At 72.7% G+C, this 10,999-nt stretch carries 5 protein-coding genes and 1 pseudogene; all 6 read right to left on the bottom strand.

Annotation, left to right across the window (positions count from 1 at the left end; all coding sequences use genetic code 11):
* Positions 1–56 precede the first annotated feature (56 nt).
* The gene (locus ACFXI4_RS12390; RefSeq protein ID WP_384989806.1) at positions 57–3,329 is read right to left on the bottom strand and encodes a GH92 family glycosyl hydrolase; all 3,273 of its coding nucleotides are present in this window, start codon (positions 3,327–3,329) and stop codon (positions 57–59) included.
* Between the two features lie 576 nt (positions 3,330–3,905).
* The gene (locus tag ACFXI4_RS12395; RefSeq protein ID WP_384989807.1) at positions 3,906–6,839 is read right to left on the bottom strand and encodes a hypothetical protein; all 2,934 of its coding nucleotides are present in this window, start codon (positions 6,837–6,839) and stop codon (positions 3,906–3,908) included.
* Between the two features lie 2 nt (positions 6,840–6,841).
* On the bottom strand, positions 6,842–8,692 hold the full coding sequence (locus ACFXI4_RS12400) for an HSP90 family protein (protein WP_384989809.1): 1,851 nt from the start codon (positions 8,690–8,692) through the stop codon (positions 6,842–6,844).
* Positions 8,693–8,735: 43 nt separating this feature from the next.
* A complete protein-coding gene (locus ACFXI4_RS12405) occupies positions 8,736–9,722 on the bottom strand; it encodes a hypothetical protein (protein WP_384989811.1) in 987 nt (328 codons plus the stop codon).
* Between the two features lie 89 nt (positions 9,723–9,811).
* Positions 9,812–10,435, bottom strand: coding sequence for a class I SAM-dependent methyltransferase (locus ACFXI4_RS12410; RefSeq protein ID WP_384989813.1), 624 nt, complete (start codon positions 10,433–10,435; stop codon positions 9,812–9,814).
* A 32-nt stretch (positions 10,436–10,467) separates the two neighbouring features.
* Positions 10,468–10,945: pseudogene (locus ACFXI4_RS12415) on the bottom strand (discoidin domain-containing protein); the annotation flags it as partial.
* Between the last annotated feature and the right edge of the window lie 54 nt (positions 10,946–10,999).

Raw genomic sequence — 10,999 nt, forward strand, 5'->3', positions numbered from 1 at the left:
GTTCCCCTGGGCGCGCGCCCAGGGGAACCGGCCCCCTCGTCCGTGCTGGGTCAGGCCTACTGGCCGAAGCCGTAGGCGAACAGGTGGTCGGTGCCGGTCGAGCCGGTCACCGGCAGCGTCACCGACGCCACCTGCTTGCTCGCGTCCAGCAGTACCTTCGTGGCGAAGACGAACGTCTTCACGTTGTCCCGGCCGCCGCTCCCGGTGTTCCGGTAGCCCGTGCTGACGGCCGTCGTGTCACCCGGCAGCGGTTTGCTCGGCCCGCCGTTCAGCGTCCAGTCGGAGAAGCCGACCGTCGCCTGCGAGGTGGTGCCGTCGGTGTAGGTGACGGTCAGTGTGCCGGAGACCCCGCTGCCGTCGGTGGGCGCGTTGGTCGCCGAGCCCAGCAGACCCAGCGAGGCGCCCGAGGTGCCGGCCGGCATGGGGATGGTCTGGCCGGCCATCTCCAGGTTGTCGGGCTGCCCGGACTTCACCGTCGGCCAGGTGTAGGAGACACCGTCCACGGTGAGGGTGGAGCCGCTGGTGACACCGGCCGCCGACAGCGCGTTCTGCGAGTAGGCCCAGCCGCCGCCGTCGAAGCCGCCCGAGTAGCCGGTGCCGTCGGGGTAGATGCCCTCGTTGGTGTCGTACGGCCACAGGGCACCGGCCTTGGCCACGGCGACCCGGAGCGCCGCCCCGGACAGCGCCGCACCGGTGTCGTGGTCGGTCAGGGCGAACGTGACCGGGAACGTGCCTTCGTCCGGACCCGCCGTCACGTGGACCTTCGCCTCGGCACTGCCCGAGGCGGGCACGGTCAGCGAGCCGGACGCGCTGCCCAGGGTGACGCCGGCGGGCGCCGCCGCCGTCCAGTCGACCGTGACGGCCTTGTCCCCGAGGTTGGTCAGGTCCAGGGTGCTGTCGTCGCTCGCGCCCGGCTGGAGGACCAGGCCGTTGCCGGGACCGGTCGCCGCCAGCACCCGGCCGCCGCCCGTGGTGTCCGACGGCGGCACCGCCGACGGGCCGGACGCCCAGGAGGTGTTCGGCCGGGTGCCGAGCGTGTAGTCGAGCGTGCCCGCGCCCTTGAACTGCTGGTACGTGAGCCAGGAGGCGTTCCACGCCTTGCCCTTGACGTTCAGCGACTGAACGTACGGCGCGTCGGTCGCGGCCTGCGGTGCGTTGATCCGCACCGTCTTTCCGCCGCCCAGGGTCACCTGGGCCACCGGGAACACCGGGCTGCCGAGCACCAGGGTGTCCGCGCCCGGGGTCTCCGGGTACATGCCCAGCTCGGACCAGACGTACCAGGAGCTCATGGCACCGAGGTCGTCGTTGCCGAAGGAGCCGACCGGGGCGTTGAAGTACAGGTCCTGCTGGGCGTCACGGACGGCCGCCTGGGTCTTCCAGGGCTCGCCGGTGTAGTTGTACTCCCAGGGGATCTCCACGCTGGGCTCGTTGCTCAGGTCGGCGTCGGTGCTGCCGGGACGGGTGATGTCGTCGAGCAGGCTGTCCAGGTAGGACGAGTACGCCTTGGTGCCGCCCCGGGCCTGGATGAGCTGCTTCAGGTTGAAGGGGACCATGGGTGTGTACTGGGCCGAGGTGCCCTCCACGAAGCCGTTGGAGGTGCCGGGGGTGAAACCGCTCGCGAACTGGCCGTCCTTGTTCTTGGCCTGGAGGTAGCCGGACTGCGGGTTGAAGACGTTCATCCAGTCCTGGGCGCGGGTGGCGAACTTCTCGTAGACCGACGTCTTGCCGAGCGACTTGGCGAAGGCGGCGAGGGCGTAGTCGGCGGAGTCGTACTCCAGCTGGGTGGAGACCGGGCCGTAGAAGTTGCAGCAGCCGTAGCTCTCGTCGAGCGGGAGGTAGCCCTCGGCGTCCCGCACCGACTCGCCGGGGCGGTCGTTGTTCGGGACGGTGGCCTCGTGCTGGAGGGCCGCGAGGGCCTTGTCCGTGTCGAAGCCGGTCGCGCCGAAGGCGTACGCGTCGGCGATGATGCCGGCGGCCGGGTCACCGACCATCACGTAGCTCTCGCCGTTGTTCGAGGCCCACTTGGGCAGCAGGCCGGTCTGGTCGTAGCCGTTGAGCATCGAGGTGACGACGTCGCTCGCCACCTTGGGCTCGACCAGCGCCATCAGCTGGGTCTGGGAGCGGTAGGTGTCCCAGCCCGAGTAGTTGGCGTACTGGGCCTGCTGCCCCTTGGCCAGCTTGTGGACCTGGTTGTCCATGCCCATGTACTGGCCGTTGGTGTCGGAGTAGACGTTCGGGTGCAGCAGGGCGTGGTAGAGCGCGGTGTAGAACTGCGTCTGCTGGTCGGTGGATCCGCCGCCGACCTGGATGTTCTTCAGCACCGTGTTCCAGGCGTCGTGGTTGGCCTTCTCGACGGCGCCGACGTTCCAGCTGCCGATCTCGGCGCCGAGGTTGGCCGCCGCGTTCGCGTCACTCGTGTACGAGACACCGACCTTCGCGGTCACCTTGGGGTTCGCGGAGGTGTCGAAGGTGAGGTACATGCCGTTCGCGCCGGTCGTGGGCGGCTGGGCGGACGCGGCGGCGGTCTTGCCGCCGTTCTTGTGGACCGTCGGGGCCGGCTTCGCCGGGACGGTGAAGTGCTTCTCCTTCAGCGGTGCCGACGTGGACTTCTTCGGGGTCTGCACCACCTTGCCGGCCTTCAGCGACGTGGCGTCGGGGGTGATGGTGCTGCCGACCCAGGTGCCGCTCGCGGTGAACGGGCGGTCGAACTTGACGTCGAAGTGCAGCGTGTACCGGTTGGCGGCGCCGCAGAAGTGGCCGCTGTCGATCGCGCCGCTGATCTCCTTGCTGTTCACCACCTGGACGCGGGTTCCGTCCACCTGGGTGGCGCCCCCGCTGAGCTTGAACAGCAGGTTCGCCTGCCGGTCCGAGGGGAAGGTGAAGGTGCCGATGCCGGCACGGGTGGTGTCGGTCAGCTCGGTGGCGACCCCGTTCGCGTCGGTGACCTTGTAGGAGCCGACGGCGGCTTGTTCCTTGTCGTGGCCGAAGCCGACGGACGTGCCGCCGAGGTCGCCCGACAGCGCACCGGTCACCGGCAGGATCGGCAGGTCGCCCGCGACAGGGCAGCCCGGCCCCGAGACATGGGTGAGGCTGAAGCCGGAGATCTTGCTGTCGGCGTACTCGTAGCCGCCGCCGTCGGGGCGGTGCGGGGTGGTGTCGGGGCCCCACTGCACCATGCCGGCCGGCATGTCGGGGCCGGGGAAGGTGTCCACCGCACCGGAGGTGCCGATCAGGGGGTTGACGAGGGATGCGGGGTCCTTCACGAGGGGCGGTGTCGCGTTGCCCGCGGCCTGGGCGCTGCCGAGCGCCTGCAGCGGAAGGGCCGCCATGCCAAGGACGCACACGGCGACCAGGCGTCGGCGGAATCTTGCTCGGTCGGCTGGTGCAGCTGGACGTCGGGGTCTCACCATCGGTTGCCTCCGCAGCGGTTCGTGCTTCGCACATCAGGTGTCGGCGCGCCGAAAAACACCGGAATGCCGGCGACAGGCAACAGTTCGGGTCGCTCCCACGGCCTGACAACGTTGCCATGCACGAGTGTCGAGTGAAACGCCTGTGCTTGTGGCGTGTCAACGAGGCCAACAAGACTTTCTGAGCGCGAAGTTCACGGCGGGGCGGGCGCCCGGCCGCGGCCGTCGCACGGCGGCCGCGGCGTCCTCGCGGGTCGGTGCCGTGCCGGACGCGGACCCGCCCCCGCGCGGGAGGGACCGGAGGCGGCGGCGAACCGCCGGATTCCTTGCGGGTGTGACGACTCCTCAGCAAAGGCTCCCCGTCCGGCGCGGACAGGCCTCGGCAGGAAGGACGCGGTACCCCTGGAGCAGCAGGTCACGGTCGGTGCGCAGCGGGGCGGAAGGGCTGTGCGCGGCCCTCCCGCCCCTGGTCCGCGCCCCTGGCCTCGTCCCTCGTCCTCACCTCTCGTCGCGCAGCTGGGCCGCCAGGGAGGTCAGCGACTCGGTCTCCTCGGTCCTGCCCTGGGCGGTGAGGCGGCCGACCGCCGCGTCCAGGCGGGTGAGGGCGGGGGCGGGGCGTTCCAGGTAGAGGCCTTCCACGACGGACGCGAGCCGGACGCACTCGGCCCACTCTCCGGCGTGGCCGTCGTCGGGTCCCGGTTCGCCGAGCAGGGTGAGGGCCTTGTCCAGTGCGGCCAGAGAGGTCTCGTACTCGCCGGCGTAGGCGTTGACCCGGCCGTGTTCGTAGGCGAGGGCACTGTCCAGGGAGCGGTCGAGGGACTCGTACTCCGCGGCCCTGGCCTCGTCGGCGACCCTGCCCGCATCCGCGAGGAGGGCGAGGGCGTCGGCCAGTCCCTCGGCACCCTGCCGCTGGGCCTGGAGGCGGGCGATCTCACGCAGGCTGCTGCTGAGCTGCTCGTAGCGCGGGGCCAGGGAGTGCGCGGCGAGGGCCTGGTCCGCGGCCGCACGGGCCCGGCCGAACTCACCGGACTCGGCGAGGAGTACGGCGGTCTCCGCGGCGATGCCGGCGTGGCTCCCGGGATCGTCGTCCCAGCCGGCCGACTCGGCCGCGAGGGCGACGAACTCGGCAGTGGCGGCCTTGAGGTCCTCCCCCGCGTGCAACGCGCGGGCGCGGTACAGGCGCAGCTGGGCGACGAGACGGTCGTCCACCTCACCGGCGGCGACGTCCGGTTCGGCCAGGAGCGAGTCGAGCAGCGCGATGCAGTCCTCGACGCGTCCGAGTTCGAGACTGAGCCGGGCCACGTTGCCGTAGGTGCAGAGCGCCTCCGTCCGGCTGCCGTGGCGCAGCTCCCGCTCCGCGGAGCGTGTCAGGTGCCGTAGCGCCTCCTCGGGACGGCCCAGGCGCATGCAGGCCAGCGCCAGGTCACCGTGCAGGCGGGCCGTGTCGGCCGAGTCGGAGGGCCAGTCGGCGGCCAGCCGCAGGCCCTCGGTCAGGTCCGTGTGCGCGGCCTGCGCGTCCCTGAGGCCGAGCCGGAGCCGGCCGCGCAGCCCGAGCGTGCGGGGCAGGTGCCAGGCGGGGCCCTGTGCCCGCAGCCGGTCGAGGAGCGCGTCGACCTCCGTGACCGCGGCGGGGAGGTCGCCGGACAGGGCCCGCGTGGTGGCCCGCAGCAGACGGCCGCCGGAGATCTGCGAGGCGATCTCGTGCCGGGTGGCGAAGTCGAGCAGCAGGTCCACCTCGGCGAGCACCGGCGCGAGGTGTTCGTCGTTCCCCGTCGCCTGCAGCCGCAGGCCGAGCGCGCTCGCCCGCAGCCGCAGCAGCCGGGCCTCCTGGTACGGGGCGAGGGCGGTCGTCTCCTCGTTCAGCCGGACCAGGGCGTCGTGGACGGCGGTCAGCGCGACGGCCTTCGCCTCGGCTCCGTCGCCGCCCGCCGCGGGGATGTCCGCCGTGGGCAGCAGGCCGCAGGCGCGGGCGAGCGCCGCGTGACCGGGCGCGCCGGCCTCGTCGTACAGGCCGGCGGCCGCCTCCCACAGGGCGACCGCCCGGTCGAACTCGTCCTTCTGGCCCGCCCGGCCCGCCTCGTCGGCCAGCAGGTCCGCGCGCAGATGGGCGAGCGGCCGCACGTCCGGGTCGTCCGGGTGGACGTAGCCGCGGTCGGCGACGAGCGTGCGCAACCGAGCCCAGCAGGCCACCGCGTCCGGGTGTCCCCGCTCATCCAGCTCCCGTGCCCGGACGATGAGTTCGGGCAGCGACTCGGGCAGGGCGGTGGCGGCCGGGCGGACGGCGGGCGGGGCGGCCTGGGCCACGTCGTCGAGGACGCGGGTACGCAGGGTCAGTTCCAGCGCGTCCAGCAGGGGGGCACGGCCGAGCCGGGCGGCACGCCGGTCGGTGTGGGCCGTGGTGCCGTTGCGGGCGTCGAAGCGGGCGGCGAGGTCGTCGGCCCGGCGGTGCACCTCGGCGCGCAGGCCGGCCACCGTCCAGGTGCGGCCCGGGTAGCCGGCGGCGGGCAGTTCGCCGTGGCCGAGGAGTTCGACCCGCTGCAGGAGGACCTCGACGCCGGTGAGGAAGGCCAGCTGGTCCAGCGGCGAGTCGACGTCGTCGAACAGGTTCCGGTTCTCCGCGAGGAGCTCCAGGCCGCGCGCCTCGTTGCCGGTCAGCGCGCAGAACTCCAGGTGCCGGGCGACCTCGCCGGACATCGAGGGGTTGCGACGGCAGGCCCGGTACCCGACGAGGTGCAGTTCGCGGGCCTGGTCGGTACGGCCGAGGCGCAGCAGCGGAAGCAGCGCGTGGGAGACGGAGCGGGCGGGTTCCTCCTGGCAGGACTCCTTCCCGGCCAGCACGGGTTCCCAGGTGCGCAGGGCCCGTTCGTCGTCGTCCGCCGCGAGGTGGTGGAGGGCGCGGTCGCAGATCTCGCAGGCCTCGCAGTCGCTGAGCCGGGTACGGGCCCGTCCCGCCCACAGTTCGAAGGCCAGGTCGGTGTCCTCGCCGATGTGGGCGGCGAGGTGGTACGCCTGTCCGTAGTAGGGCTGGAGTCCGAGACCGGCCTTCTCGTACCGGTCGCGCATCTCGGTCAGCCACTGGCGCAGGCTGGCCAGCGGTATCTCGGGCAACGCGACAAGGGCGTTGGCGACCCACTTGAACCGCCAGAACAGCGTGTGCCGCAGCCGCTCGTCGAAGACGTCGGGCTGCTCGTCGAAGAGGGTGAGGACACGGGCGAAGACGACGGGCGACTTCCTGGGCTCGGCGCCGTAGTTGTAGGCATTCTGCAGTGCGAAGAGCGCCTGGACCAGCGGACGCGGCTCCGCGAACTGCTCGGCGGTCTCGACCAGTTCCTCGGCCCTGACGGTGCGGGAACGGCCGTGGGGGCGCCGGTCGTTCTCCTGGAGCGCCCGGTACAGCTCGTCCGTGTTCTGCGGATGGGGTGCGGTCGGCATCGTCAGCTGTCCTTGCGGAGGGCGTGGGCGAGGAGGTCGAGGAAGGAGCGGTTGATGAGGCTCGACTCGGCGGGCCTGAGCGGGCGCCGGGAGAGCATCGCGGCCTGCCCGTAGAGGGCTTCGGCGCTGGTGCGGGCCAGATCCGGTTCCTCGATGGCGACCGCGGTGCGGACCAGCGGGTTGAGCTGGTTGAGGATCAGCTGGGCCCGCGGGGCCTCCTGGCGCAGGTGGCCGAGGATGTCGCCCCACACCCCGCCCTGCTGTTCACGGGCGAGCTGGGAGCGGGTGCGTTCGTGCCGGGCCTCACGGCTGTCGAGGAGGAGCGCCGGCGCCGAGGCGGGCTGGAAGGTGCGCAGCGCGACGTCGCAGTCGAAGACGGCGAGCGCGTCGCGGGCCTGGGCGAGGTAGGCCGCGGCGGCGAGTTCCGTCTCCCGGTCGACGGGGTCGAGGTGGGCGGTGAGGGTCGCCGGGTCGAGGTCGGCGACGCTGACCTCCGGCCTGATCTCCGGCAGCCGGTGGACCAGTTCGCGGTCGTAGGTGTAGCCGCCGTTGACGACGCCGAGCCCGGCGGCCGAGGCGATCGCCGCGACCTGCCGGAACTCCTCCACACTGGAGGTGACCAGGACGGTGCGGTGGGTGCGGGCGAACTCGTCGAGCGTGGCGTGCCCGGCCGTGGTCTCGAACGGCAGCCAGGGCAGCAGCATCCGCAGGATCTCGTCGTCGTGCACGGCGAGGGACTTCACGGCCAGGTGGTGGGCCTGGAGGAAGCGGCCGAGGAGGTCGGGATCGCTGGCGGCGGTCCGGGCGATCCACGCGCGCAGCCGTTCGGCCAGCGCGTCACGGACCGCGGCGAGGGTGTCGTCCTCGTACAGGGACTCACGGGACGCGGTCGGGCGCAGGCTCTCGGCGTCGAGGACGCAGCGGACGAAGAAGGCCCACTCGGGCAGGATCTCCTCGGCCTGCTCGGACAGCAGCATGCCCTTGACGTGCACACGGTGGCCGTGGCGGCGTCCGGCCGGCACCGCGTCGGGCAGGATGCACGCGATGCCCTTGAGACCCACGGCCGGCAGGTCCAGCTCGATGGTGTCCAGCGGGGTGAACCCGAAGGTCTCCTCGCCGTAGGCGGCCAGCGCACGGGAGCGTGCCCCCGGGGTGGGGTAGGTGCGCGCCCAGGGTGCGGGTTCGGGATTGACGGGCGCGCCGGGGCCGCCGGTGCCGTCGTCGAAGGTCACCGGGTGTCGCAGCAGGGAGCCGAAGTGCCGGGCCAGCGCGTGTACCTGAACCGGCCGGGTCCACTCGCCGGTGTCGGCGCGGGGCGTCAGGGTGACGGTGGTGCCGGGCCGCGGTCGGGCGGAGGCGGGCAGGGCGCGGACGGAGTAGCTGCCGTCGCCGCGTCCCCGCCATTCCACGGCGGGGGCGTCGGGGGTGCGGGCGGACCGGCTCAGGACGAGGATCTCGTCCGCGACCAGGAAGCAGGAGAGCAGGCCGATGCCGAACTGGCCGATGAAGTCGGCCCGTTGCTCGGCGATCTTGTCGGCCCTTTTGCTGCTGCGGCCGATGGTGGCGAGGAAGGTGTGGACATCGGCCTCGGTGAGACCGACGCCGTCGTCCTCCACCCGGACCACCGAACCGTCGGCGTACAGGCGGATGCCGAACGCGCCGGCGGGGGCGCCCGGTTCGAGGCCGCGCCGCGCGGTCAGCGCGTCCACCGCGTTCTGCAGGAGTTCCCGCAGGTAGACGCGGGGGCTGGAGTAGAGGTGGTGGGAGAGGAGATCGACGAGGCCGCGCAGATCCACCTGGAAGGTGCGGTCGGCGCCGGCGGCCGGGCTCGAAGGGGTGTGGGACAGAGTCATCGGGCAGTCCGGGGTGAGATGAGCGGCGGGCGGGGTGGCGGGGTCAGGCGTTGCGCCGGGCGCGGGCGTACATCTTTTCCGGCTCCGCCATGTACCTCCAGGGCCAGGTGGTGTAGGCGCCGCCCAGCTCGCGGAAGACGTACGGCAGAGCGATCCGCTCCGATGCCAGGGACAGGGCCATGGCGAAGACGTTGAAGTCGTGCTGCCAGCCGGGGCGGCGCTCGTAGTCGGGGTGGAGGATGCTGCGCTCGGCCGCGTCCATCAACTCGTCCTGGATCTCCGGGGTGATGAGGCAGTTCTTGCGGCTGGACTCGACCCAGTCCTCGATGTGCGCGAGGGCGACCACACAGCCGAGGCGATGGCCGTCGGGCGCTCCGGCGAAGGCCGCGCGGGCGAAGGCGAGGGCCTCGCCGGGCTCGCCGCTCCACCGGGGCTGGAGGTAGGACACCCACTCGACGTGGGTCTCCAGGTTCAGCGGGTCGCGGCGCAGTGCGGCGTCGAGGCGGGTCTCGTTGACCGCGCGGCCGAGCGAGATGCCACGGCCGGAGGTGAGCAGGCGCCGCCACGGGGTGACCCACTCCGGCCGCAGCTCCGCCGCTTCCAGCAGCTGCTCCTCGGCGATGTCGAGCCGCTCCCGGAAGACCCGCCACTGCTCGGGCGTGACGTCCACGGCACTGGCCCGGGTACGGGCCTCCCAGCCCCAGCTGACGTGGCGCGCGCCGGATATCAGCAGCGCGGTCGCCCGGTGCTCCTTGTCCTCCTCCACGGCGCGGCCGATCCAGTCCTGCACACCGTCCAGGTCGGCCAGTTCACCGAGGACCCGGTCGTCGCGGCCGAGGTCGAAGGGGGCCAGCGCCGTCCTGACCGCCGTCCAGTCGCCGGCGCCGGCGGCCTCCACCAGCGCGAGCACCCGTGTGTCGCCGAGGGCGCGCAGTGTGTACATCCCGTTCATCAGCCTGCGCGGGCCGGGAAGGGCGTGCGGATCCGTCGCCGGTCTCTCCCCGCCTCTGCCGAACAGCTTGCCGAACATGCCGCGCCCTCCCCAGGATCCGCGTGATCATCGGAGTGCAGCATAGGCGGCTCCACCGACATCGATTCCACAGGGTTTTCAGCGGTGGCTCACGGCAGCCGGAGGGTTCGGCGGCGGTGCACGCTGACGGCGTAGCCGCCGCCGTCGTAGGGGTCGGCGTCCCAGGTGGCGAAGCGGTCGGTGAGGGTCAGGCCGGCCGCGGCGCAGCAGTCGTCGTACTCGGCCAGGGTGATGCCGGGCGGCACGGGCAGATGGGCCTCGTCCAGGCCGAACCCGGCGACCAGCAGGCCGCCGGGGCGCAGGGCCGAGGCCAGCCGCGTGACCACGGTGGCCTCGGTTCCCGCGGCCAGCAACGGGAAGATGTTGCCCGCCGCGACCACCAGATCGAAGTCGGCCGCGATGCCGAGCCGGCGGGGCTCGAACCCGGCCAGGTCGGCCTGGTACCAGGCCAGTCCGGGCGCCTGCTGCCGGGCCACGGCCAGCATCGACGCGTCGAGGTCCACCCCGACGCAGTCGTAGCCGAGTTCGGCGAGCCGGATCATGACCCGTCCGGTGCCGCACCCGGCGTCCAGCACCCGCGCTCCGGCGGACACCAGCGCCGCGCAGAACCGTGCCTCCCCGTGCACGTCCGTTCCGCCGCGGGCCAGTGCGGCGAACCGCGCGGCGTAGTCGTGCCCCGACGTGCCCCCGGTCAGTTCGTGCCAGCGACTCATGCGAGGAACTATAGGACGGGGTGGCCGGGGCATCAGGCGCCGAAGACCTGGAACTCCGAGACCTGCCCGGCGGGCCAGCCGTTGTTGGCGGTGATGGTGAGCCGTACGTGGCGGATGGTGACGGCGGCGGGGAGGGTGAGGGTGGCGGTGTTGCCGGTCCCGGGTCGAAGGTGCAGCCCGCCGGGGCGAGCAGTTGGGTGAAGGTGGTGCCGTCGGTGCTGCCCTGGACGGAGAGCGTCTGGGTCCGGGCGGCCCAGGCGGTCGCCGGGGGAAGGTGCAGGACGATCCGCCGGACGCCGGTGGCGGCGCCCAGGTCGACCTGGATCACTGCGGGAAGGCGTTGCCGGCGGACTCCCAGTAGGTGCCGGTGTCGCCGTCGGTCGCGTTGCCCGAGGCGTACGTCTGGGTGTGGCTGCTCTCCGAGGTGGGCCGGTGCAGGGCGAGGTCGGTGGTGCCGGACGGGGCGTCGGTGGTGACGGTGACCTGGTGGGAGGGGCGCGACACGTTGCCCTTCGGTGGTCGGTGCCGCCGGGCGCGGGCCTGTCCGGGTCCGGCGGCACCGTC

Source organism: Streptomyces sp. NPDC059224, assembly GCF_042754285.1.
Classification (GTDB): Bacteria; Actinomycetota; Actinomycetes; order Streptomycetales; family Streptomycetaceae; genus Streptomyces.

Coding starts and splice junctions, on each gene's coding strand:
- ACFXI4_RS12395 (WP_384989807.1), bottom strand. CDS start 6,839: ATGCCGACCGCACCCCATCCGCAGAACACGGACGAGCTGTACCGGGCG.
- ACFXI4_RS12390 (WP_384989806.1), bottom strand. CDS start 3,329: ATGGCGGCCCTTCCGCTGCAGGCGCTCGGCAGCGCCCAGGCCGCGGGC.
- ACFXI4_RS12400 (WP_384989809.1), bottom strand. CDS start 8,692: ATGACTCTGTCCCACACCCCTTCGAGCCCGGCCGCCGGCGCCGACCGC.
- ACFXI4_RS12410 (WP_384989813.1), bottom strand. CDS start 10,435: ATGAGTCGCTGGCACGAACTGACCGGGGGCACGTCGGGGCACGACTAC.
- ACFXI4_RS12405 (WP_384989811.1), bottom strand. CDS start 9,722: ATGTTCGGCAAGCTGTTCGGCAGAGGCGGGGAGAGACCGGCGACGGAT.